The following is a 22,178-nucleotide window of genomic DNA, read 5'->3' on the forward strand; positions in this document are numbered from 1 at the left end:
CTGCCGAGCGGGTGACCGTCTGCGCCCTCGCAGCTGCGTTCCCGGCAAAGCGGTGGAGTGGTACCGGGGCGTTGGCGGGCGGCGATGCCGGCCCGCTCCTCGGCCAGCTCGCGCCGAGCCGCGCGGTGATCGGCGCGGCCGTCGGCGCGGCGAGGGTAGGGGCCGTAGGCGTGGGTGCCGGTCTCGGGCAGCAAGGCAAGTTGCCCCTTGCCGGGACGGTTCCTGTGTGCTGTGCGCCGGGGCGCGTTCATCCAGGTTTCCTCGGCCTGCCACCAGGCCCATAATTCGCGTTCCAGGCTGTACCGCGCGGCTCGGTCCGCTAGGCGTCCGGTGACGCCTAAGGCATGGGCGGCCGCCGCCCGGTGGTCCTGAGCGGGTCTGTACCAACCGGTCCCGTCCTGCTTGAGTAGGCCAACTGACGACAGCCGGGCCAGGGTTCGGGCCATCTGCTCGGTGCTCGCTCCGGTGGCCTGGGCCAGCACAGCGAGGGGCTGGGGCTCGGTGTCGGTGCGGGCGTAGGTGTTCCCTGCGAAGTGTCCGAGACCGGGACCCATGGTGAACGCGTCGTGTGCGGCCGTCTGGGCGCGCGTGGTGAGCGAGGCCAGGAGGGTAGTTCTCTCTGCGGACCCGGCCCCTGCGGGGCGCGGGTCCGCTTGTGACCGACTATCGGTGGGAGAACTGTGGATAGTCGCTCGGGGGTCGGTGGTCCAGGCCGCGCCATGCGGACCGTCGGCGGCCCGGGACCGGCTGATCCACCCGTCCTCAGCTAGGCGCAGGAGGGACGTGCGGGCTGTTTCACGGCCCACCCCGGCCAGGAGGGCCAGCCGCCGGGTATCGGCCTCCACGCAGGCGCTGAGAGCCTGTAGCGAGAGGATGCACAGGGCGTCGAGGATGCGCCGGTCGGCCGGTCCTCCACCGCGGGTCCAGCGGCCGGCGGCCGCGTCGGCACGGTGCTGCACCTGACGGACGTGGGCGGCGATCGCGTCGGCGCGGGCATCGAATGTCGGGTCTTCGCCGATCTGGCGGTCGCTGCCGGCGACGTAGCTGACGGCCTTGTGCCACTGGCGACGAAGCAGCCGCGCGGCCTCGACGGGTCCGCGGGGATGGCGCTGCGCGCGGTCACGGTAGCTGCGGACGTGTTCAAGGCCGGGACTGGTGGGAACCAGGGCGGCGACGTCGGCATACCGCCACCGGGCGGAGGCTGCGCCGATCAAGACGCGCCACAGCACGGCGGAGGCGTCGCCAGCGGCGGCGTCCTCGCGCAGGGCAGCAGCGCTGGCGGTCGGCAGTTCGCGGCGCGGCCCGGGCAGATACGGGCGTGCGTGCTCATCCAGGGGCAGCGGCCGGCGTGGGTCGACGGGGTGCGGGGGCTCGGCGGTGTCGACGAGTCCGGCCAGCCGCTCCACGAGCGTGCGGACCCCGGCTGCGGTACCGGTCGGCTCGGTGAGGGCGTGCAGGTCTCCGCTGAGGACCGTGGAGCGGCCACCGTTGCGGTGGGGCGCTCCGGGCGGGCGCACACAGCCGGTGGCCGCGTTGGTCAGCGGGGAGAGGTCCAGGGTGGGGCACAGGTGGTGGGCTAGGCGGGCCAGCGTGGCCACCGTTTCCGCGTCGACGCCCTCGGCCAGCGCGGCCCAGACGTGCCGGCCGCCGGCCGGGCCGGACTGGCAGACGACCGGCGGTAGGCCGGCCTCGGTCAGGAGACCCGCGAGCAGAGCCGCGTCGCGCTCGGCCGCGGTCGTCGCGTCCGAGGTTTTGGCGTCGAGGTCGAAGCAGAGCAGGCGGAATCGGCCGTCAGTGCCGGCCAGGTAGACCGCCCAGGGCCGGTCCGGTTGTTCGCCGCTGACCTGGCGATGTCCGGTGTACTGGTTGAGGACCTGGCCGTAGGCGTCTACGGCGGCCAAGCGCACGCTCAAGCGCGGAGTGAGCGTCTGCGTGAGGGTCCAGGCGTCGAATGCAGCCGTGGCTGCTTCCTGAAAGTGGGTAGGTCTAGCTATAGTGGTCATCAGATCCTTTCCGACGTCTTGGCGGACGCGGAAGGTAGAGCCCGTGACCTGGGTTCCTTGTGCTGGATTGGGTCAGGGCGTGGATAGCTGAATATTTCTGTGGAAGGACCCCGTTGGCGCGGGGTCCTTCTTGTGTATTAGGCGGTCTTCTGCAAAGGCAGTTCCTCCTGCCCGGCGTGGCTTGCCGGGTCGTTGGTGTCTAGGAATTCACGGACGAGGCGCTCGATCAGGTCATTCCTGGTCTCACCGGTAGCGTCCTTCCACTCGCGGAGCTTGCGGTCGTAGGGAATGGGGATGCGAGCGGTGATGACTGCCCGTTCGCCCTTGGAAATCTGTGGCATGTCTGACTCCTCTCCGTGGGGACTGACGTGATCGAGACTACGGGGAAGCCTGAATCTGAATCCGCTCCGACACGCCGAGTGCTCCGGGACGGGTGCACTTAGTAGGTGTAGTCATGGATCTGGTTGTCCTCGGTGAACTCAAAGAAGTAGATGCGGGGCTGGGTTCCGTTCTCTTCGGGGATCTTCGTCCCACTGGGGGAGTCCCAGGTCCACGTGGCGATCACGGAGACACCGGTGTCGGTGAGTTCGGTGGCGGTGTTGAGTTCCACGGTCGGGACGGAGGTGGCGTTACGTTCGGCGGCTTCGAGCCATTCGGTGCCGGTGGCGGGCCGCTCCGGGGCGATGACCTGCGTCGCCCGGTCCTTGGTCATCAGGTGTCTGGCCCGTTGTTCTGCGTCGGTTCGGTTGAAGTCCTCGGCCGGCTTCCATGTGGTCATGATCCGTGCCGCTTTCAGCGCGATACGTTCGCGCTCGGTTGTGGCTGCCTCGGTGGCGGTTGCCGAACTGCTAGTGCTGGCCGTGGGTGAGGATACTGCGGCGGGGGCGGGAGCCAGGGCGGGGACGATGAGGGCGGCGGCCGCGGCCCCGACGGCTCCGGCGGTAACGAGGGTGCCGGTGACGGCTATCCACGGGCGTCTCATAGGGCGATTCCCTTCTGGGTGAGGATCGGGCGGGGGTCCACGGCGTGCTCCCGGCTAGGGACGTCGCCGGGAGCATCCGGAGTGGTGATCTGAAAGTGCAGGTGGATTCCGGAGGCGTTACCCGAGGCTCCTTCGGTGCATAGCGGAGTGCCGACGGCCACGATGTCCCCGGTTGCGACGCGGAGTGATCCGGGTGCGCAGTGGTGGAACTGGAAGTTGAGTTTCGGGTCATCGGTCATGGTGCCCAGGACGTAGGTGCCCATGTACTCGTGCCCGGGCATCGAGTCCCCGGCCGAGCGGACCACCATGTCGGTGGGGGCTACGACCGTGCCGCCTCCGGCGAGGTCGATTCCGGTGTGCATGGTCACGTACTCATTGCACTGGGGGACCCCGGCCGGGCAGGGGCGGCGGCCGAAAGGGCTGGTCACTCGGCTGCCGGGCAGCGGGTGGGTCCATTCGCCGGAACCCAGATCCCCGATGATTTCTCCGCCTACAGGGGCGCAATTGGTGGAGTAGTCCAGCTGAGCGGTCCGGGTGATCTTTTGCACGTAGTTGGTGGTCTCCTGGTAAGGGGGGATGCCCTCGTGGGAGAGGACGGCACCAGGGCCGGCGTTGTAGGCGGCCAGGATCAGTTCGGTTTTCTCCTGCTCGGATCCGCCCAGGTGCCCCACCTGCTCTTTCAGCGCGGCCATGTACCTGCCGAGGGCCGCAATGCCTGCGAGGGGATCGAGGGGGTCGGCCCCGTTGCCGTACTGCGCCCACGTGCCGGGCATGAACTGGGCGATACCGCGGGCACCGGCGGAGGAGCCGGCGTTTGGGTCCCACCCGGACTCAGCGTCGATCTGAGCGGCCACCAGAGCGGCCGGCACTCCGGCCTCCTGCGCGGCCTGCTCCACGGCCTCGCGGTACTGCTCCGGTATGCCGCCGGTGTTTCCCCCTGCGGGGGCGCACCCGGCCTGGGCCGGCTGGGCCCCGGTGTTCAATGTCATCAGGAGAACGGGAATGACCACCACCAGCCCAAGGACGAACGCGACCGCGGCCCCGACGCCGTAGAGGGCCCGTGAGTCACCCATCAGCGGTGTCCCTAGAACCCGCGGGCCACGGCGGCAGCAGCCGCCAACCAGGCGCGTTGGGTGGCCGGGCGCAGTGCCTCGTAATGGATGGTGCCACGCACCAACGCCGGGTCGTGGGGAACCCGGACGACACAGCGCACCAGCGGGGCGAAGCCCTCAGCGATCCGGGATGCCTCCTGGCGGGCGCGTTTGAGGGCCTCGCCGCCGAGACCGCGGGCGGCGTCGGTGGATTCGGAGACGATGACCACGGCGTTGCGGGCCAGCTCGGCATCGTGCCCGCCGCGCGATTCGAGCGTCTGCAACGTGAGACGGGCGGCCTCGGCCCGGTCCTCCATGGCGGTGACCGGGACGACGAGTTGGTCGGTGTGGTCGATCATCCGGCGCCAGTTGGCCGATCGGGCGGTGTTGCCCGAGTCCATGACGATCATCCGGTAGAAGCGGTTGGCCACCTGGTGGGCGATGTCCACCTCTTCGGCGGTGACCTCATGGTCGCCTTCGTCGTTTTCATCGGAGCGGAGCACGTCGAACTTGTCGGCGGGCTGGTGGTGGACGAAGTGGGCGAGGTCGGCTGTGCTCGTCTCGGGGGAGAGCAGACGGTCGGAGGAGTCCACGAGGTCGAGTACGGAGGCGTTGTGCGGGCCCTGCTCGGTGCGCCAGCCCAGCGTGCCTTGGGATTCGTTGTTGTCCCAGGCGAGAACGGGTCCGCCGCCGTAGCGGGCGAGCACGGCCGAGAGCAGCACGACGGTGGGCGTTTTGTTGGCCCCGCCTTTGCGGTTGACCACGGCCACGGTGCGGGGCCCGGGCCAGTGCCGGGACACGATCTGTTCGTCGGCGCGTTCGGCCTGTTCCGCGGCCGAGGGCGGGATGTTCAGGCCCAGCCGGTTCATGACGGCCCGCCACCCGCGGGACGCCGGTGCGGACGGCTGATCTGGCACGAGAAAGGTTGTCTCGCGCAGGCTGCGCCTGGTTGGGTCGGGCGCCACAGCTGCCGGGGTACCCGGTCGCGTGGGTCCTCCTGTTTGCGTGGGGCCAGCGGAGGAGGCAAGTCCGGCCGTCAGGGGATTGGGGCGTTTGGTCTGGTAGGGCTGGGCGTCTTCACTCCCGGGGTCGCTCGAGTTCGGTCCGGTGGCGGCCCTGGCCGGCGCGGGCTCGGCCTCTGGAGCTGGCGGTTCAGCCGGGGCCTCGTCGAGCGGCTGGACGGTGCCGGTGGGGTCCACCCTCAGCCAGGTTGGGGGCATGTCGTCCGTTTGGACGGTGAGTTCGGTGCCGTCGCGGCGGGCGCGACGGATGAGGTGCTCGAGCACCGTTTCGATGATCTCTCCGCCGGCTGGGCAGGTGACTTCCGTGGGCGGCTCGGTGTCGGTGTGGAGCACGGCGCGGGTCGGCGAAGCCATTTCGATGCGGATCATCATCTCTCCTCGGGGTTGGTCTTCTCGGCCCGGTACAGAACGGTGGTGTCGAGGGTGTCGGCGACGACGTAGGCGCCGTCCCCGGTTATCAGGTCGGGGGCGGGATCGTCCTCGGCGAAGGTGTCCCACGGCTCGGGTCGGGACTTGAGTGATGCCAGGTCGAGCCCGGCAGGGTTTTCGCGGCCAGCCAGCCCGTAAGCGGTGGCGTTGTGGATGGTGCTGGTTTCAAAGCTCTCCAGCGGGCGTAGCACGGGATCTGGGCCCCAGCTGAGGGAAACGGAGTCGAAAGCTGCGGCCCGGCCTTGCTCATCGACGATGGGCCGCTCCTGCTGGTCAGGTGCCCGGGAGACTTCCGCCGTGGCGCGCGTGGTGCCGTCCTTGACGTTGATGATCGACATCATCGTTTCGCCGGCCTCTGAATCCCAGGCCAGTAGGGCGTGGTCGTTGTCGAGCATCCAGGACCGGTCCGGGGCCCCGGCTGTCCCAGCGGGGGCAGAGTAGGACGCCCGGCCGGCCACGATGCCGTCGTCGTTGACCGTGTACAGCGTCGCATCAGAGGCGGTGATGATCTGGTTCTGTCCAGTCACGGTCACCGCACGAGTGCCGGCGGGGATCACGACGTGGCGCAGACGGTGTCCTGTCTGGGGGACGCCCACGATCCAGTCGCCCAGGTCCACGAAGGGCCGTTCCCCACGGATTTCGGCGCGCCAGTCCTGCTCCAAGGTGATGGTGGTGGAGGTGACGGTGGTGCCGTCCTGTGGTGTGCGCAGATCCCAGACGCGCAGCTGGTTCCCGCTGAGGCTGACCAGGGACGGTTGGCCGGCCCAGTCGGTGTGGACGGTGGCGGCGAGGTCGTCGGGGGCGTCATTGCCGCGCCAGGCGACCTGACCCGTTTCCGGGTTCCGGGCGGTCAGGGTGCCGCCCGGTGCAGTGGACAGGATGTGGCCGGTGTCGAGCGCGGCCACATCGGAGTCTTCATCCACGGGGACGGACCACGCCGAGCGCAAGGCGAAGGGAGAGGGCAGAGCGATGGGAATTTGCCGGTCGGCTCCGGGGACGACCCATTGCTCCTCGGTGTCCTCTCCGAGGGCGGACAGACCGATGGCTGTGCCCACGCCAAGGAAGCTCACCGCACACAGCGCGACGGCGCCGATGACCAGGGGGCGACGGATTCGGGCGGACTTGGTTGTGGCGGGGGCCTCAGTGACGGTGGTGTCGTAGACGTCCCCGTCGGCGGTGACCACCATGTCCCACGCTTCACCAGTCGGGGTGAGGACCCGTACCCGGACAGCTTCTAGGGCGCGCTTTTGCACGTCTCGGACCACAGCGTCGATCGCCGCCTCGCGGTAGTCACCACCAGGGGCGGCCTCGATCGGAACGCCGTTGAGCTCGGTCCGCTCGGATGCCTCGTCCATCCATAGCGTCAGGACCGGGAAAGCCGGCACTGCCTCGACGTCAAAATCCTCTTCTTCGCGCATGTACCCTCCCCCCGGATAGGCGATTGTTACCGAATCAGTCGTTGATCTCGTCGGCTTGCAACAACCACTCGCGGAAATGACTACGTTGAACCCGACGCAGCCGTGGTCCCACCGAGATCACCGTCAATCCCTGTTCCTTGATCCAACGCAGCACCGTCCCCTGGCTCACGCGCATCAGCTCGGCCACCTCGTCGGTGGTCAGCAGGTCCGGCTGACCTTCAAGCAAGGAATCGACAGCTTCGGGACTGTTCATAATCACGCTCCATAGTCTCTCCACACCCAGTTACGCCCGTCAAGCGCAAATACCCCAACGTGCGCAATTGGCCGTATTGACGCATTGGGTCGTAAGTGCTTATGTTGGCTTTATTGGCCGTACACATGCTAAGGGGATGAGCAGACGTGGCCCAACGAACGAACCCATTTATTGCCGCGCCCGAGCCCAGCGCTGACTCGGAGCAGGGCTTGGATGATGAGGGCTTCGGTCAGGCAGATATTCACTACGGGCCACAGTCACCTTCTGAGGTCACCGTGGCCACCGACCCGAAGGTCACTGCGTGGCCGCGATCTACGGTGACGGACTTCCGGGCGGTGACCGTTTTCGGTCTGCACGGCGGGGCCGGCACGACCACCGTATCTTCACTGTTCGGTTCCGATGCTCTCGATGCCGGTACTGGCTGGCCAGTCGCCGGCGGGTGGACTCGGCCGCTTCCGACCCTGGACGTTCTGGCCGTAGCCCGCACCCACTACGCAGGCCTCGTAGCAGCTGAGGATTTCACGAACCAGTGGGGTGCCGGATTGCTCGCAGATTCACGGCTCCTGGGCTTGGTCCTAGTCGATGACGGACCGACCCTGACGGACGGACAGAAGAAAACCATCAAAAGACTCCTACGCAAGGTTCCCCGCGGCGTGCGTTTGCCATGGGTTGAGTCCTGGCGACATCTGCCGCCGGACCCGGACCGGCTACCGCGCAGGCTGAGCAAGACGATCCACGCATTTCGCACCCACCGATAAGGAGAACCAACCATGCTGATGGAGCTGATGACCACGGCGGCCAACGTCTACGGCGTCATTCCCAACCCCCAGCCGGAACAACCCCCCGGAACCGAGGGGATCATGACGCTGCTGAACTGGGTCAGCTGGATCGTGATCATCCTCGGGGTTGTCGGGTTCCTGGCCTCGGCCGGCAGCCTCGTCTTCGCAGCCTTCACCGGCCGGGAAATCCAGGGCATCAAAGGCTTAGCGATCGCCATCATCGTTTGCATGCTGGCGGTCGGATCCGGCGCCATTATGCGCGTCTTCGTCTGACCGGCGCGAGGATAAACAGCAAAGGGGGCCACCATGGCCAAGAACAAGGACACCGACTCCGGCCAGGGCGCCGTCAGTCTCGGGTGGTGGATCTCCGGTGGACTGCTGGTGGTCCTGGTCGTGGCGGTTGTGGTTGGGGTCATCATCTGGCCGCGCGACACCGCACCGGAACCCGGAGCGACCGCGCCCGCGCCATCCCAGGACGCTACCGCTACGCCGACCCAACGCACACCAGTGTCCGGAGCCCCGTGCGAGACGGCCAATCCAGACCAGTCCTTCCCCACCGAAGCGCCGGAAACGACCTGGGCGACACACCCCTACGAGATCCTGATGCCAGTGTCCGAGAAGTACGGTCCCAGCAACCGAGACGGCAACCTGTGGTCCTGCTTCGAACGCTCACCCACTGGGGCCGTCTTCGCCGGCCCCAACCTCCTCACCGCCATCTCAATGGGAGAAGCCGACGCAGCAATCCCGGGGCCCGGCCGAGACGAAGCCATGGCACTCTACGAGGAAGCAGACGACGACTTCGAGCGACCGGTGGTTGAGGGGTTTCGGATCCTCGCCGCTGATGAAAACTCGGCGACGATTGATTACTGGATGACGGGGCAAGGCCAGACGGCTTCATACGGCCTGGATCTGGTTTGGGATGACGACGCGGGGGACTGGAAGCTCAACTTCGAAACCCCAGGTGAACATCCTCGTGTAGCGCTCCTCGAGGACACAGCCCCCTACGTGCGCTGGCGATAGGCGACAACGACATGGCTGGATGCGAACCGTGGGATATCGGATGTGTTGCGGGCGATGCCGCGAATTCGATGTTCGGGGGGATGGTGGAGGGGCTCTACGACGGTGCCGTGGAGCTGGCGAAGATCATTGGTACGTGGTGGATGGAAGTGCCGCCCCCGAACTTGGATTCGCCTGGACTGGCTCTGCTACAGCAGGATCTGCGTTTCTTCGTGTGGGTGTTCGCCGTAATCGGGTTCTTCTTCGGCCTGATTCGCTTACTGATGGATGAGGACGTCCGCTCTGGTTTGGTCGGCTTGGGCAAGCCCATCCTCAATCTCATTTTGGCCACCGGTGTCTACATGGTCGCCGTGCCGATGCTGCTCGATGCCGGCGACGCCACGTCCCGGTGGCTCCTCGATCGTGCAACCGAGGGCAACGCCTCGTTCGACGCCCTGGTTCCCCCGACCTCCTCACTGGCCGGTAATTACGGGGTGGCGTTCGTGATCTATCTGCTGATGCTGCTCGGCTCGGTCGTGAACTTCATGTTCATGATCTTCCGGAATCTGATGCTCCTGATCCTCATGGCCTTCATCGCCGTGGTGGCCGCCGCTTCCGGCACCGAATCCGGAAACCAGGCGTGGCGCAAGGCCAACGCTTGGCTGGTCGCGCTGCTGCTGTTCAAACCAGTCGCTGCCGGAATCTACGCCCTTGGCTTCCGCATGATGGTGGACGACTCCGATCTGTCCCGGACCTCGGATCTGGGCGCCGGCCTGGTGTCGGCCCTGACCGGTCTGCTCATCCTTCTGCTGGCCTGCCTGGCTCTGCCCATGCTGGTCAAGTTCGTCAGCCCGGCCGCTGCGGCCGGCTCCGGTGCCTTTTCCGGCGGGGCGGCCCTGGCCGGCGCCGCGGGGGTCGCGGCTGGGGCCGCGGTACTGGCTACGGGAGTCGGGGCGGGAGCTGCGGCAGGCGGAGTGCGGGCCGGCTCGGCCGCCGGTGCTGCTGCCTCTCAGTCTTCCGGCGGCGGTGGTGGCGCCTCTGGTGGGGGTACTGCCTCGGGCGGTGCCAGTGGTGGCGAATCGGGGAGTGCAACCGCGGGGGGCTCGGAACTGACTTCGGGCGCTACGGGCGGCTCGGCCGCATCCGGGTCCAGTGGTTCTGGATCGGGTGATTCCGGGTCGGGTGGTTCTGGGTCCGGCGGGAGCGAGGTTGGTGCATCCGGCGGGGCCGGCGGTGCTGGCCAGGGCTCGGAATCCTCCGAAGGACAGTTTCAGTCCGGGGCGGCCACCGGAGCCGAGGGCGGCAAGTCCGGGCAGGACTCGGGGCACTCTGGGGGTCGGCGGAGCTGGGCTGAGGCCGCAAATCGCGTGTCGTCCTCGGCGCAGAGCGCCAACCAGGCGGCGCAAGGGGCGCGCGTGGATCGCGCCATGGACGAGGACGGAGAACAGTCGTGAGTTCAGCAGACGAGGTTCGCATCGAACCACAGGTGTTCGGAAATCTCTCGGTTCCGCGTCGGTCTGGGCTGGGCGGGTTGTCCATGGGCGTCAGCGCCGCACTAATCCCGGTCGTGCTGCTGGGCATCCTGTTCCTGGCCACGGGCCGGTGGCTGCTGGCCGGTGCCCTGGTGTTGGCCGCCGCGGTCGCCGTGCTGCTACTGGTGGCCACCAAACGGCAGGGACGCAGTATCTACGGAAGGACCATGTTGAGACTTTCTCAGCGCGTCAAGGAAAAAAGCGGGCGGGATCTATATCTGGCCGGCCCCACGGGCAAGGGCACCCCGGACGGGGCCACCCGGCTGCCCGGTTTGATGGCCAAGTCCGAACTATCCGAGTTCACCGACTCCTACGGCAACCCCTTCGGCTTGATCCGCCTCTCCGGGGCCGGTGTTCACAACTACTCTGTGGTCATCGAGACCCACCCGGACGGGGATTCCCTCGTCGATCGGGAGCAGATCGACCACCGCGTGGCGGTGTGGGGGTCTTGGTTGACTCAGCGCGGCCTGGACGAGGGCATCCGCGGGGCCTCGGTGACCATCGAGTCTTCCCCGGACTCGGGGCTGCGCTTGGCCGGGCTTCTGGAGGCCAATCGGCAGTCCGACAGCCCGGACTATGCCCGGGCGGTGACCGAACAGATCGGGGAAACCTACCAAGGTGGGGCACCACAGCTGGTCGCGCGGGTGACGGTCACCTTTGACGGCCGGCGACTCGACGGCAGGACCGGCGACCGGGGCTTCGAGGACATGGCCGAGGAGATCAGCACCCGCCTGCCAGCGATTGTCGGCGGCCTCGCCGGAACCGGGGCGGGCTCGGTCAAGGCGTGCACCGCCCAACAGATCATCGACTTCACCCGCGTGGCCTACGACCCGACGGTCGCCTCCCTCGTGGAGGAAATGCAGGCCCAAGGCGGTACCGGGTTGGGCTGGCAGGACGCGGGCCCGTCGTTCGCCCGCGACGCTTTCGAGCACTACCGCCACGACCGGGCGGTCTCGAAGTCCTGGACGATGTACGAGGGCCCGGCCGGCCATTTCACGTCCACGTCCCTGCGCCGGGTGCTGGAGCCGTCCCCGGAGTTGCTGCGCAAACGGGTGACCCTGCTGTACCGGCCGATTCCGGCCGACCGGACCACGGCCATGGTCCAACAGGAGCAGAATGACGCGGCCTTCGCCGGGTCCCAGACGCGCCGGAACGCCCGGGCGGCACTGCGCCAGGCCGCGGCCGCGAAAACCGCACAGGAGGAAGCCCAGGGTGCAGGACTGACCCGATTCGGTCTGGTTATCACGATCAGCGCAGCCACCGAGGAGGACCTACGGCCCTGGAACAAACGCATCCCAGGGCTCGTGGCACCGGCGCGACTGCGCCTGCGCCCCGCCCTGGCCAACCAGGCTGTGACCTTCCAAGCCGGCCTGCCGCTGGGCTTGGTCCTGCCGGACCACATGCTGGTCCCCGACTCCGTGAGGGAGTTCTTCTGATGACCGACACTCAACCCTCGCTCACCCTGAGCAAGAAAGACCTCTCCCGGCTGAGGAAGCAGGAAAAAAAGGCCCAGCGTGAGCAGCGCCGGGCCTCCGCGAGCATCGCGCAGCGGTGGCGGGAGCAGCGCAAGGCATCCCGGTCCCGCCCCGGCCCTCGGGGATGGAACCGTGGCGCCGGGGGTCCGGTCGACGTCATTGAGGCCCCGTTCGAGATCCAAGGGACCACGGTCCAAGTCTGCGGTTTCTACCCGTTCTCGGCAGGCGCCGGCCTGCCGGTAATCGGCTCCCCACTGGGCTACCACCTGCGCCGCCGATCGCTCGTGTGCGCGGACCCGGTGTCATGGTTCCGCGCCGGAATCATCTCCAACCCCTCCGCGTTCGTCCTCGGACAGCCCGGCCTCGGCAAGACCTCCATGGTTCACCGGTGGATCACCGTTCTCGCGGACTGGGGCGTCATTCCGATGGTGCTGGCCGACTCCCGCCCGGACTACGTGCACACGATCCGGGACCTCGGCGGGCAGGTCATCCGGTTCTCGCCCGGCCAAGGCCACCTCAACCCCATGGATCTCGGGCCGATCGTGGGCCGGCTGGCCGGAATCCGCGATGAGAACGAGCGGACCAAGGCGCTAGAGGAAATGGCCTCGCGCCGCCGCTCGCTGATCGTCGGCGTGGTGGGGATGATGCTCGGCCGCGAACTCAAACCCCATGAACGCTCCGTGATCGCCACCTCGCTAGCCACCCTGGACCCGGACCTGACCGATCCGCCCCTGCTCGGGGACGTCATCGACCACATCACCGCCCGCCCCGATTCACTACGGTCCGTGACCCTGACCCACAACAACACCGACGAATACGACGCCCGGGTCCGCGAACTGCTGGACGCGCTAATCTCCCTGGGCCCGTCGGGCATGTACGGAGACATGTTCTCCCGGCCCACCTCCGAACACATCGAGGTCGGCCGGCCCGCGGTGTTCGACATCTCCGGGGTCAACGAGAACGACCACGTTCTCATAGCGGCCGTGCAGTCCCTGTGCTGGAATCTGGGCTCCGCCACTGTCTCGGCCGAGGCTTACCTCGCCGCCGACGAGGGGCGACGACGCCGCACCTACCTGCTGGTCATGGACGAGCTGTGGCGGGTCCTGCGGGCCTCGCCCGACATGGTGCACTTCATCGACGCCATCACCCGATTGAACCGCGGGCGGATGATGGCCCAGGTGATGGTCACCCACACCATGAACGACCTCAAACTCTCGGAGGCCCACCTGACGGCCACAGCGTGGGGGTTCGTCGAACGCTCTGCGATGGTCTTCCTCGGCGGGCTGGCCGAGGGCGAGATGGGCAACCTGCGGGAGGTATTCAACCTCTCCCGCGCCGAGGTCTCCCAACTCTCCGACTGGATCGCTGAGGCGTCCGTCGACGCCTGGACCGGCAAAGCCGGGATGCGGCCCGGCGCCGGGAATTTCCTGCTCAAAACCGGCAAGGACGCCGGCGTGCCCCTGCATGTGCAGCTCACCGAGTTGGAAATGGCCGACACCGACACCAACCGCGATTGGGACATGCTCACATGATCGTCAACGACCCCCGCCCCGGCCGGCGCAGCCAACCGGCCTCCAGCGAGACCGGTTGGATTCTGGCCGCGGGGCTGCTCACACTGCTGGTCGGCGCCACGGTGTTGTGGGCCGCCGGGGCCTATCTCGACCCCGTTACCCGCGGACACACGTCCGCGGGACCGGTGGAACTGCTGCTGGGCCAGGCCACCGGGAGCATCCCGATCGGCCGAATGCAGGTGGCCGTCTTCGTCGCCGGGGTGGTGGTGTTGCTGTTGGTGGCTGCTGCCCTCGCTCTCGTGGCGACAGGCAAGAAAAGGAACAGCACCCGCATCGACCACTTGGCGTCCAAGATGACCAAGGCCAAGGAGTTCAAGGCACTGACCGCGGACAGGGCCGCCCAGGACGCCGAACGGCTCCACGCGGCCCAGGCCGGTCCCGGGGTGCCGTTGGCCAAACTGGTGAACAACGGCCAACGCCTGTTCGCGTCCTGGGAATGGGTGCAGATCTGGCTCATGGGTCCGCGGGCCGGCAAAACCACGTCCGTGTGTGTACCCCAGATCCTGGAGACCAAGGGCCCGGTCGTGGCGACCTCGAACAAGCGCGACCTGGTGGACATGACCCGCGGGCCGCGGGCACGTACCGGGGTGGTGTGGGTCCACGACGTCCAGGGCATCATCGGCGAAGAGCCCACCTGGTGGTGGAACCCGCTGTCCTTCGTCACCAGCATGGAGCGGGCCGAAATGCTCGCAGATATTTTCGTTTCCTCAGCCACGAGTGCCGGAGCCAGCCAGGACGCCTACTTCGAGTCCGACGGCCGCCGGCTGCTGTCGATGATGTTCTACGCCGCCGCGGTGGCCAGCCGTCCCATCACGGACGTGTTCACCTGGGCCCAGGACCCCGACGACAAGACGCCCCGGAACCTGCTCCTGGAGCACGGCCAGGGCGCGGTGGCGGCCTCGCTGGGAAAGATCCAGCAGCTCACCCCCAAGCAGCGTGACGGCGTGTACGGGACCATGCGGCCATGGGTCAACGTGCTCTCCTACGACCGGGTAGTCCCCTGGGTCCGGGACACCGGGCAGCTGGGACGGGCTGAATTCGACCCCAAGCGGTTCGCCACCTCCACCGACACGCTGTACCTGATCTCCAAGGAAGGCGCCGGTTCCACCCGCGCCATCGCCGGCGCCCTCGCCGTGGCGGTGCTCACCGAGGCCGAAGAGATCGCCGCCGTTCAGCCGGCCGGCCGCCTGTCCCCGCCGATGACCGGAGTGCTCGACGAGGTGGCCAACGTCGTGCGGTGGCGCCAACTGCCCGAGGTGTACTCTCACTACGGTTCCCGCGGAATCGTGCTGTCCTCGTTCTTCCAAGGCTGGGACCAGGGACTGGAAGCCTTCGGGGAGAAGGGCATGAAGAAACTCTGGTCTGCCGCCAACATCCGGGTCGCCGGATCCGGGCTCTCCGACAGTGCGTTTCTGCCGTTCCTGTCCCAACTCATCGGGGACCACGACGTCATCCGGCGTACCTCGTCGATGCAGAAGGGCGGCCGCTCGGTGTCCACCGCAATCCAGCGCGAACGCCTCCTGGACGTCAACGACCTCGCAGCACTGCCCCGCGGCCGCGCGGTGCTGTCCACCTCCGGGTTGCCCCCGGCCCTGGTCGAGCTCCAGCACTACTCCACCCACCCCTACGGCAATGACGTAGACGCCTCAAAGGACCACTACGAGACGTGGGCCGGGGAAGCTGGGAGCAAGGCTTGAGAACTCACGTACTTCGCCGGAATACCCGCGGAGTACGACCGTGGAACCATCCTGGTTACTGATCGAGGCGTAAGGTCCCTCGAATGACGTCATTGAGGCCCGCAGCCGTTACTCGCCAGTCGAACAGCCTGGGAGTCTCGTTACCGTAAGTCCAGATGCCAATCTTCTCCTCACTATCGCGGCGTCTTGCAGGAGGCAAGTGGTCCAGGTGCCAAACCATCTCCAGGTGGTCCCCGTCCTCTATCACCTCGATGAGATCGTCACGGTTGCCGCGGACGGGTGCCATCACCCCGATATCAAGGGACGCCCAATCACGAGGCAGCCGAGCGGCCTGTTCCACTTGCCAATCGGGATCGTCATCGGCCACGAGAGCTCGAACTCCAGGCGGCAACTGCAGCACGACCTGGACGTTCTGCAGGTCTCTCGTGCCCACATTCTTGACGGACAAACTCCCCTGGTGCGCACGGCTCGAATGCACAGCCAGGGCATCAAGCACTTCCTCCGACGGATTCGAACTGATGCTGTGCTTCCACTCGCCGATTTCACGCCGATACTCCTCCGCTGAGCGGCCGTCACGCCGGATAAAATCGTTCACGGCCGGGGAAAACGTGTGGCTTTCAGCCCACGATGCTATTACCCGCTTTGCGATGCTGAGATCCACAAACTGCATTCGCGCCGCGCAACTGACTTCCAAACTCGCGTCAGGTGCACTCTTGGCACGCTGGTCGAGTCGGCCCTGTTCGATTGCCGTGGCTTTCCTAGTCTTGGCATCAGTGCGTATAAAGACGTCCCCGTCCTGGACTCCTTCGCCCTTCGAGTAGGCACGGTAGATCGGATCCCCCTGTTTGGGTGGCTCAACGGTGACGGCCATGAGCGTGTATTCCTCGTACCTGACCCACTGGTAGTCCCACCGCGGCTTCTCTGATCCGAAGTACTCCAAGACTGAATCGCTCCAGTTGGCGGAGTCCACCTGCTCAACTCCCACCAAGTCCCCTTGCTTACTAACGCCGACGAGCAAAAGAGCGGAACCGCCGAAGGCCCGGGCCGCGTCGGCCACAGGGCGGTTGGCTGCGCCAAGGATGAACTTCGCCATCTTGGCCGCTGCAACTTTGATGCTGCCGGGGAGGCCAATGTCCTGCTTCAGCTCCAAGAAGTGGTTCTCAACCTTGTCCCCCTGATCAAGGCAGTGCTCGATCAAAGCGTGCCAACCACGCCTCCCAGAAGGTATTTGACTGAATTCCACAGTGTCCCCTTTCGGTCCTCACCCTAGGATCACAGAACTGACCAGCGGCGATGTTCTAGAACCATCCTGGAGGTGCAGGCGTGGCGTCCCACTGGGCGGGGACATCGATGGAGCGGGGTGGGTCGTAGTCCCAGAAGGGTCCGTCGGGGTCGGTGAGGCGGTCCATGATGGGCCAGAGGTAGTCCCGGAACCAGGCGGTGGAGGCCATGGCGTCGCCCCACCTCACTTGTTCCCAGGATTCCCAGAGTGCTTCGAGGACGGTGCCGACTTCCTCGTACCGCCACCATTGGGGGTCCCAACGGCGGGTGGTGAGGTTGCGCCGGTAGTGGGGCAGTAGCCAGCCCTCGACCCAGGCCCCGGCGTTGGGAAAGCGCAGGGGCCGCTCTTCCTCGGCTGACTGGAACGTCTCGGTGGCCTGGTCGTCGGTGCTGCCGAAGTCCACGGTCATCGGCTCACTCCTGTCTCTTGGCTGCGGCCGGCGGACGGGGCCGTGGAGACGGACCGCTTGGTGGTCTTCGCCGGGTTGGTCGCGATGCGTTCAGCGGTCGAGCGGGGGAAGAAGTCGGCTTGCTGGGATCGCACGGTCGCCAGTTCAGGGGTGTTGGCGTGGCGCTCGATCTGGGCCAGCTGGGCGTCCGTGACCCGCTGGTACTGGTTCGACAGCCTTCCCCCGGTCTGTTCCTCAGCCTGGGCATGCACCTGGTCCTGTTGTGCTTCGTATCCGTATCGGTCTGCGAGGGCCAGGTGGGCGTCCTCGTCCAAGGCCTTGGCGTCGGCATCCTTCGCTGCTGCTTGACTGGCGGCCTGATCGGCCTCGCTGGGCTGTGAGCTGGCGTCCGGCTGGGGGTCGGGCCCCGGCTGTTCGTCTCGATCGGCGTCTTGTTCTTGTATGGCTGTGGGGGCCAGCGCCTGGTCGGCCTCGGCGTCCAGGCGTTGCCGGGCGAAGTAGTCATCCAACGCGTCGCGTAGGGCCGCGTGCCGGTCCACCAAGGACGTGGGGTGGTCCTTGTTCATCAGCTCCAGGTAGATCCCGTAGTCGTTGCGCAGCACGTCGGCGGCGTGCATCCACGCCCCGCGCGCCTCCGGGTGGGCACCGGATAGGTGCGCGGCCACGGTGACCCGGTCGGCGATGGATTCGGAGCCGGCGGTGCGCCAGAACTCCGGGTTGTACATCTCCCGGTTCACCATCGCTGCGACGTTGGCCTCGGCGCGGGTCTGTTGGTCGGCCTGGGCGGTCCGCTCGGCGGCCTGCATCTGTTCTCGGCGGGCCTGGGCTTCACGGAGCTGCATCCCGGATCCCATCGCCACCCGCAGCATGTTGCCGAACTGCACGGCCATCTCGGATTCTTCCTCGTTCTCTGCCATGTCCCTCTCCTATCGATCCATTCCGGTCTCCGGTCGGGGCCGGACGAACTGTTGGCCGCCCATCCTGGGACGGTTTTGACTGGGTGCTGGCGTGTACTGGGCCGAGATCGCGTCCACGGTGCGCATCAGCGCTGCGGTGCGGCTCGCCAACTGGGGACGGTGCGTGGCCAACGATTGGGCGGTCATCGCCCGGGAGAGCCGGTTGGCCTGGGCCAGCACCGCGAGCCAGCCGCGGGTGCCGTCCTTGGCCGCAAACCGAGCGCCTAGGCGCACCGCGTGCCGGACGTTGCCCCGGCCCTGCGCGGCACGGGCGTACTGCTCCGAGAGCTGGGAGAACGCTCCGGGTTTGCCCCGCTCAATGTGCATGGACAAGCGGGCGTAGATCGTGGACAGGTCATCGGGTCCGGTTCCGGTCTTGCCGCTGAGCAACCGCTCCACCTGCGACGGGTCGAACGCTCCGACCTGCACCGAGGACCAGTCCCTCTTGGCCCCGTTGTGCATGGACGCCAGCAGCGTCTCGGCGGACTCCCGCCCGGCACCGTCGAAGCGGCGCAGCACGTTGGGCCAACCCAAGGTGGCGTCCAGCTTGGACGGGGAGTACCAGAGCGCTTCCTTCGCCTCCCCGAGGGCGACCTTGTACCCGCGGATCTGCGTGGTGGACCCTTTCGCGAACGAGGGGGCGACGCGCACATTCAGCTCGCCCAGCCGATCGATGTACTGGGACGGTGAGGCGGCCGTCGCCAGGGCGGTGCGCATCCGCCGGCGCAGCTCCGAACGCGGTGTCTGGGGGTAGCCCTCGGCGGTCGCACGAGCGACCTCGGCGGGTTTGTCCCCGGACAATCCGCGGGCCACCTGGCGGGACTCCAACACCGCCAGACCGTGTTCCTTCTCCAGTTCCCCGCAGACCTTCTGGGCGCGGTAGTGGTCGTTGTGAATGTTGGCCTTCGTACCATCCTCGCGGACCAACTGCACGGCAATGTGAACGTGGTCGTTGCCGGCTTTCGACACCCCGTGGTGGAGGGCCACCCAGCGCGAAGACTTCGCCCCGTCCGGGTCAACGAAACCCATACGCTCCACGAACTGACTGGCAATGGTGCCCCACTCGTCCTTGGACACCTCCCGGTCACCCTTCGTCAGAGACAGCGAACAGTGCCAGACATGGCCGTCCTTCTCTCCGACCTTCACCTTCCGCTGAGAGGCTTCGTCCCACTCGTAGACGGGGGCCTTGACCTCTGTGCCGTGCGTGCGCCGAGGGGAATCCAGAATGGCGCCGATCCGCTGTCCGTCGTCGATGGAAAGTTCCTGTCCGGGCGCGAACTCGAAGAGCACCCGATCATCCCCACCGACGACCATCGGGGTGGTGTGCTCGTTGGACCGGCCGGGGCCGACGAGGTAACTCATCAGCCCGACCATCTGCCCGCCACGGACCACGTTCGGCATCATGGCGCGCTCCGCTCCAGGGCCAACGACTCGATGACCTCATCGACGTCGCGCAGCACTCCGCGCAACTCATCCAGGGACCCGCGCACGTCGCCGTACAGTTCCCCGTCGGTGTTCAACCCGCGGGCGATCTGGTTCAGGTTGTTGCCCACCCGCGCCAGCTGCCCAGTCAGCACGTTCAGCGCAGTCAGCACCTTACGGCGATCCGTCGCCGTCTCCCCCTCTGAGACCGCCAGGGCAGACTCCTTAAGCAACCGCGGCACAGACACGCCCTGCTCCACCGCGGCTACCGACAGAGCCGCGTCCTCGGAAGCCGAGAGCTTCACCACTCGTCGCGCCGGACGGCCACCAACCACGTTGGCCTGACGCTTACGCTCCGCCACCGCGACCACCCCGTCCCGACTAGCTCCGGCTATCCGCGACTACTTCTGAAGCACAGCCCAGTGCAACGCCGCTCACTCGTGAGTGTCCCATCGACCGGCGCGGCAGCGCAAGGGCGCAAGCGGATTAGGGCACCTAACCATATAGCTTGCTCCGGATCCGCTGGCGCGGGCGTGGATGCGGGCTGACGCCCGCAGTCCTTCGATGGGAACGGTGCGTTCCATTCGGCCTGGGAGGGTACTGGTCCGCCAGAACCGGTCAAGCATCCGGGCCGGCTTTCGCGGCATATCCTCACTCGCTCGTTCCTCGCTCCCTCCGGTATTCCACGTCCGGCCCTCCCGTGCTTGACCGAACCTGACGGCCCGAGTATTTCGGTCTTCGCCGAAAGGAACGGCAGCCAGAGCAAAGCGACAGGAGACTTCCCCATGGACCCCACCACCCGCGGTTACCAGACCGCCTTAGAGGACTTCATCGGCGACGACGCCGGCCACCAGGTCCTCAGGTACGCACGAACCCACCGAGCCGCCGAACGCCTGGAGGAGTACCCCGACCTGCTCACGATCGAGGAGGTCGCCCACCTGCTCGGCAGCAACATCGGGGCGGTGCTTTCCGTCACCTGTGACGACGTGCTGCGGGCTATCGAAATCGGATCCTCGATCCGTCGCTATCGAGGAGAAGATGTCCACAACTTTCTGCGCTACCTCAGCGAGAAACGAGCACCCACCCTAGGGTGAAAACCATGACCGAGAACATCACCGAGACCTTCATCGACCAGGCCCGCAAACTCAACGACCAGCGCCTTACCGCAGTACAAGACATTGCCGCCGCTGTACAGGCTCGTGTTGACGCCGAACAGGCTCTCAAGGACGCACAAACGGCCGAGCGCAAAGCCTTCAAAGACGCCGAACGTAAGGGATGGACCAAGACCGAACTCGACAAACTCCGCCCAGCCAAACGCCGCCGCACCACCACCAAGGACCCCGCCGGCCCCAACTCGACCACCACGGCCGAACACCAATCAACCGACCAGCATCAGCCAACCGACTGAGGCCACCACCCACTGGAGGACCAGCATGGAATCCATCGTCACCGAGAAACTCTCCACACTGCTCGACACTGCACCTGACTCCACGGTCCTTGTCGACATGCACCTGCACCGCGAACCCGTCACGGTCGTCTTCGAGACGCAGGACTGAACCATGACCGACGACAAGCCCACCGTGCGCATCACCACCCCCACCGACCTCGCCGGAGCCGTCCCCCACATGGTCGGCTACCAACCAGCCGACAACCAGATCGCCATCCTCGGCTTCCGCGACTCCACCTACACCGGCGTAGCCGTGCACACCTGGACCGCCGCTCTCGGCGACGGCCCCGCCCACGCCGCCAAGGTCACCGAGCACATCGCCCAGGCCTTCGGCAACCGCGCCGACTGGTACCTGACCATCGGATACGGTCCCGAAGGCCCCGAACGCGCCCTGCTCTTCCAGGACGCCTTCACCCAACAGACCGGGACCACGTCCCATGCCTGGGCCGTGGACCACGACCACCTGCAGGTCTTCTCAACCGAGCACGGGTGGAGCCCCGAGACGCCTCTCGAGACCACTGCCGCCACCGAATACACCATGGCCACCGGCAGCCAATCCGCCGCCTCCCGCGACGAGCTCGCCCGGCAATACGAACCAGTCCCCGAGAACCATCAAGCCACCCTGCCCCCGGACACCGCCGCACGCTTCGGCTCGATGGCTCCGTCCGCCCAGTATGAGTGGGCTTCCCGAGTGCTCACCGAAGGAGCCCAGTCCAAGACCGGGCTCACCGACGAACAGGTCGCGATCATCGCCCACGCCGCAGCGACCAACGTGCACATCCGCGACCACCTGCTGCTCGACGTCGTCGGGGACACCGTCAAGGCCGACCGCCTGGTCGATACCTTCCGACGCTGCGACGACGCACGCCGCCCGGACATGGCCGGCCTCGCCGCCGCCGGGCAATGGACCACCCGGGGCAGTACCGTCGGCATCGAGGCCATCGCCCGGCACACCACCGGCGAGTTGGGTCGTATGGCAGACAAGGCCGCCTTCCTTGGCCTCGACCCACAACCGCTGATCGACTCCCTCGACCGCATCGAGCTACGCGACCGCCTGGCCATGGCCGACCGGCACCACTACCGCAGCCACGTGCAGTCCCACTCGCCGCTGTTACCCAATTCCGACCCGAGGGGACCCATAGGCCCTGGCACCGGCCACCATCCCCAGCGGCACTCCGGCGCCTGGATAGACATGGACCGGTAGCCAGAGGGCTGCGGTCGTCGCGGCGCAGTGATGATCTGCGAAGACCCATCAGCGGCTTTCCACCCCGCACCCAGTCCACGACCAGCCTCGATCGTTATCGTCGTAAGCACCTCATCAAGGTGCGAGCGATGAAGGTGCGAGTGATGATGACAGAAGGCCCCAGCTATCCCCTCGGCTGGGGCCTTCACCTTGTCCTGACGCTATGAAGGC

The 22,178-nt window shown here is 66.9% G+C and carries 23 protein-coding genes; 11 read left to right on the top strand and 12 right to left on the bottom strand.

The window, feature by feature from the left end:
* The 7 genes from ACFQQD_RS14020 to ACFQQD_RS14050 form a co-directional block, all read right to left on the bottom strand.
* Nucleotides 1–2,003, bottom strand: a 2,003-nt coding sequence (locus ACFQQD_RS14020) for a hypothetical protein (RefSeq protein ID WP_378090539.1), incomplete at its 3' end; no start/stop codon positions are given.
* A gap of 137 nt (nt 2,004–2,140) precedes the next feature.
* Nucleotides 2,141–2,344 carry a ribbon-helix-helix protein, CopG family gene (locus ACFQQD_RS14025; protein ID WP_378090541.1) on the bottom strand — a complete coding sequence of 68 codons (204 nt, stop codon included), beginning with the start codon at nt 2,342–2,344 and terminating at the stop codon, nt 2,141–2,143.
* A gap of 98 nt (nt 2,345–2,442) precedes the next feature.
* Nucleotides 2,443–2,985: a hypothetical protein gene (locus tag ACFQQD_RS14030; protein WP_378090543.1), complete on the bottom strand. Its 543-nt coding sequence runs from the start codon at nt 2,983–2,985 to the stop codon at nt 2,443–2,445.
* Nucleotides 2,982–4,058, bottom strand: a complete 1,077-nt coding sequence (locus tag ACFQQD_RS14035; RefSeq protein ID WP_378090545.1) for a transglycosylase SLT domain-containing protein — start codon at nt 4,056–4,058, stop codon at nt 2,982–2,984. Before ACFQQD_RS14035 ends, ACFQQD_RS14030 begins: the two co-directional genes overlap by 4 nt.
* A gap of 11 nt (nt 4,059–4,069) precedes the next feature.
* Nucleotides 4,070–5,470 (bottom strand): MinD/ParA family protein, encoded by a 1,401-nt coding sequence (locus ACFQQD_RS14040; protein ID WP_378090547.1) that lies wholly within the window; start codon nt 5,468–5,470, stop codon nt 4,070–4,072.
* Complete coding sequence (locus ACFQQD_RS14045; RefSeq protein ID WP_378090550.1) at nt 5,467–6,945, bottom strand: hypothetical protein; 1,479 nt, start codon at nt 6,943–6,945, stop codon at nt 5,467–5,469. Before ACFQQD_RS14045 ends, ACFQQD_RS14040 begins: the two co-directional genes overlap by 4 nt.
* 34 nt (nt 6,946–6,979) lie before the next feature.
* Nucleotides 6,980–7,198, bottom strand: a complete 219-nt coding sequence (locus tag ACFQQD_RS14050; RefSeq protein ID WP_378090552.1) for a helix-turn-helix domain-containing protein — start codon at nt 7,196–7,198, stop codon at nt 6,980–6,982.
* A gap of 335 nt (nt 7,199–7,533) precedes the next feature.
* Here ACFQQD_RS14050 and ACFQQD_RS14055 point away from each other — a divergent pair, with 335 nt between their 5' ends.
* Genes ACFQQD_RS14055 through ACFQQD_RS14085 form a run of 7 tightly spaced genes read left to right on the top strand, consistent with a single transcriptional unit; the run spans nt 7,534 to nt 15,248 of the window.
* Nucleotides 7,534–7,956 carry a DUF6668 family protein gene (locus tag ACFQQD_RS14055; RefSeq protein ID WP_378090631.1) on the top strand — a complete coding sequence of 141 codons (423 nt, stop codon included), beginning with the start codon at nt 7,534–7,536 and terminating at the stop codon, nt 7,954–7,956.
* A 12-nt stretch (nt 7,957–7,968) separates the two neighbouring features.
* Nucleotides 7,969–8,250 (top strand): hypothetical protein, encoded by a 282-nt coding sequence (locus ACFQQD_RS14060; RefSeq protein ID WP_378090554.1) that lies wholly within the window; start codon nt 7,969–7,971, stop codon nt 8,248–8,250.
* 33 nt (nt 8,251–8,283) lie between these two features.
* Nucleotides 8,284–8,997, top strand: a complete 714-nt coding sequence (locus tag ACFQQD_RS14065; RefSeq protein WP_378090556.1) for a hypothetical protein — start codon at nt 8,284–8,286, stop codon at nt 8,995–8,997.
* Between the two features lie 11 nt (nt 8,998–9,008).
* The gene (locus ACFQQD_RS14070; protein ID WP_378090558.1) at nt 9,009–10,427 is read left to right on the top strand and encodes a hypothetical protein; all 1,419 of its coding nucleotides are present in this window, start codon (nt 9,009–9,011) and stop codon (nt 10,425–10,427) included.
* Nucleotides 10,424–11,941: an SCO6880 family protein gene (locus ACFQQD_RS14075; RefSeq protein ID WP_378090560.1), complete on the top strand. Its 1,518-nt coding sequence runs from the start codon at nt 10,424–10,426 to the stop codon at nt 11,939–11,941. The genes ACFQQD_RS14070 and ACFQQD_RS14075 overlap by 4 nt, the downstream gene beginning before the upstream one ends.
* Entirely contained in the window at nt 11,941–13,512 is a 1,572-nt protein-coding gene (locus ACFQQD_RS14080; RefSeq protein WP_378090562.1) for a hypothetical protein, read from the top strand. Before ACFQQD_RS14075 ends, ACFQQD_RS14080 begins: the two co-directional genes overlap by 1 nt.
* Nucleotides 13,509–15,248, top strand: a complete 1,740-nt coding sequence (locus ACFQQD_RS14085; protein ID WP_378090564.1) for a type IV secretory system conjugative DNA transfer family protein — start codon at nt 13,509–13,511, stop codon at nt 15,246–15,248. The genes ACFQQD_RS14080 and ACFQQD_RS14085 overlap by 4 nt, the downstream gene beginning before the upstream one ends.
* Before the next feature lie 55 nt (nt 15,249–15,303).
* On the opposite strand, the gene ACFQQD_RS14090 is transcribed toward ACFQQD_RS14085, so the two are convergent.
* From ACFQQD_RS14090 to mobC, 5 genes are all read right to left on the bottom strand, one after another.
* Nucleotides 15,304–16,398 (bottom strand): hypothetical protein, encoded by a 1,095-nt coding sequence (locus ACFQQD_RS14090; protein ID WP_378090566.1) that lies wholly within the window; start codon nt 16,396–16,398, stop codon nt 15,304–15,306.
* A gap of 148 nt (nt 16,399–16,546) precedes the next feature.
* A complete protein-coding gene (locus ACFQQD_RS14095; RefSeq protein WP_378090569.1) occupies nt 16,547–16,939 on the bottom strand; it encodes a DUF4913 domain-containing protein in 393 nt (130 codons plus the stop codon).
* Nucleotides 16,936–17,856, bottom strand: a complete 921-nt coding sequence (locus ACFQQD_RS14100; protein WP_378090571.1) for a hypothetical protein — start codon at nt 17,854–17,856, stop codon at nt 16,936–16,938. Before ACFQQD_RS14100 ends, ACFQQD_RS14095 begins: the two co-directional genes overlap by 4 nt.
* Before the next feature lie 9 nt (nt 17,857–17,865).
* The gene (locus ACFQQD_RS14105; RefSeq protein ID WP_378090574.1) at nt 17,866–19,299 is read right to left on the bottom strand and encodes a relaxase/mobilization nuclease domain-containing protein; all 1,434 of its coding nucleotides are present in this window, start codon (nt 19,297–19,299) and stop codon (nt 17,866–17,868) included.
* On the bottom strand, nt 19,296–19,679 hold the full coding sequence (gene mobC / locus ACFQQD_RS14110; protein WP_378090577.1) for a plasmid mobilization relaxosome protein MobC: 384 nt from the start codon (nt 19,677–19,679) through the stop codon (nt 19,296–19,298). Before mobC ends, ACFQQD_RS14105 begins: the two co-directional genes overlap by 4 nt.
* A gap of 423 nt (nt 19,680–20,102) precedes the next feature.
* On the opposite strand from mobC, the gene ACFQQD_RS14115 reads away from it, so the two are divergent.
* From ACFQQD_RS14115 to ACFQQD_RS14130, 4 genes are read left to right on the top strand one after another with little or no spacing between them, the layout of a single operon-like run.
* A complete protein-coding gene (locus ACFQQD_RS14115; RefSeq protein ID WP_378090579.1) occupies nt 20,103–20,411 on the top strand; it encodes a hypothetical protein in 309 nt (102 codons plus the stop codon).
* Nucleotides 20,412–20,416: 5 nt separating this feature from the next.
* A complete protein-coding gene (locus ACFQQD_RS14120) occupies nt 20,417–20,725 on the top strand; it encodes a hypothetical protein (protein ID WP_378090581.1) in 309 nt (102 codons plus the stop codon).
* A 25-nt stretch (nt 20,726–20,750) separates the two neighbouring features.
* Complete coding sequence (locus tag ACFQQD_RS14125; RefSeq protein ID WP_378090584.1) at nt 20,751–20,873, top strand: hypothetical protein; 123 nt, start codon at nt 20,751–20,753, stop codon at nt 20,871–20,873.
* 3 nt (nt 20,874–20,876) lie between these two features.
* A complete protein-coding gene (locus ACFQQD_RS14130; protein ID WP_378090587.1) occupies nt 20,877–21,968 on the top strand; it encodes a DUF4192 family protein in 1,092 nt (363 codons plus the stop codon).
* Nucleotides 21,969–22,178: the final 210 nt, after the last annotated feature.

Source organism: Citricoccus sp. GCM10030269 (assembly GCF_042665635.1).
Lineage (GTDB): Bacteria > Actinomycetota > Actinomycetes > Actinomycetales > Micrococcaceae > Citricoccus.

Coding starts and splice junctions, on each gene's coding strand:
- ACFQQD_RS14095 (WP_378090569.1), bottom strand. CDS start 16,939: ATGACCGTGGACTTCGGCAGCACCGACGACCAGGCCACCGAGACGTTC.
- ACFQQD_RS14050 (WP_378090552.1), bottom strand. CDS start 7,198: ATGAACAGTCCCGAAGCTGTCGATTCCTTGCTTGAAGGTCAGCCGGAC.
- ACFQQD_RS14130 (WP_378090587.1), top strand. CDS start 20,877: ATGACCGACGACAAGCCCACCGTGCGCATCACCACCCCCACCGACCTC.
- ACFQQD_RS14065 (WP_378090556.1), top strand. CDS start 8,284: ATGGCCAAGAACAAGGACACCGACTCCGGCCAGGGCGCCGTCAGTCTC.
- ACFQQD_RS14105 (WP_378090574.1), bottom strand. CDS start 19,299: ATGATGCCGAACGTGGTCCGTGGCGGGCAGATGGTCGGGCTGATGAGT.
- ACFQQD_RS14120 (WP_378090581.1), top strand. CDS start 20,417: ATGACCGAGAACATCACCGAGACCTTCATCGACCAGGCCCGCAAACTC.
- ACFQQD_RS14080 (WP_378090562.1), top strand. CDS start 11,941: ATGACCGACACTCAACCCTCGCTCACCCTGAGCAAGAAAGACCTCTCC.
- ACFQQD_RS14035 (WP_378090545.1), bottom strand. CDS start 4,058: ATGGGTGACTCACGGGCCCTCTACGGCGTCGGGGCCGCGGTCGCGTTC.
- ACFQQD_RS14070 (WP_378090558.1), top strand. CDS start 9,009: ATGGCTGGATGCGAACCGTGGGATATCGGATGTGTTGCGGGCGATGCC.
- ACFQQD_RS14125 (WP_378090584.1), top strand. CDS start 20,751: ATGGAATCCATCGTCACCGAGAAACTCTCCACACTGCTCGACACTGCA.
- ACFQQD_RS14040 (WP_378090547.1), bottom strand. CDS start 5,470: ATGATGATCCGCATCGAAATGGCTTCGCCGACCCGCGCCGTGCTCCAC.
- ACFQQD_RS14030 (WP_378090543.1), bottom strand. CDS start 2,985: ATGAGACGCCCGTGGATAGCCGTCACCGGCACCCTCGTTACCGCCGGA.
- ACFQQD_RS14115 (WP_378090579.1), top strand. CDS start 20,103: ATGGACCCCACCACCCGCGGTTACCAGACCGCCTTAGAGGACTTCATC.
- ACFQQD_RS14060 (WP_378090554.1), top strand. CDS start 7,969: ATGCTGATGGAGCTGATGACCACGGCGGCCAACGTCTACGGCGTCATT.
- ACFQQD_RS14045 (WP_378090550.1), bottom strand. CDS start 6,945: ATGCGCGAAGAAGAGGATTTTGACGTCGAGGCAGTGCCGGCTTTCCCG.
- ACFQQD_RS14025 (WP_378090541.1), bottom strand. CDS start 2,344: ATGCCACAGATTTCCAAGGGCGAACGGGCAGTCATCACCGCTCGCATC.
- ACFQQD_RS14100 (WP_378090571.1), bottom strand. CDS start 17,856: ATGGCAGAGAACGAGGAAGAATCCGAGATGGCCGTGCAGTTCGGCAAC.
- ACFQQD_RS14085 (WP_378090564.1), top strand. CDS start 13,509: ATGATCGTCAACGACCCCCGCCCCGGCCGGCGCAGCCAACCGGCCTCC.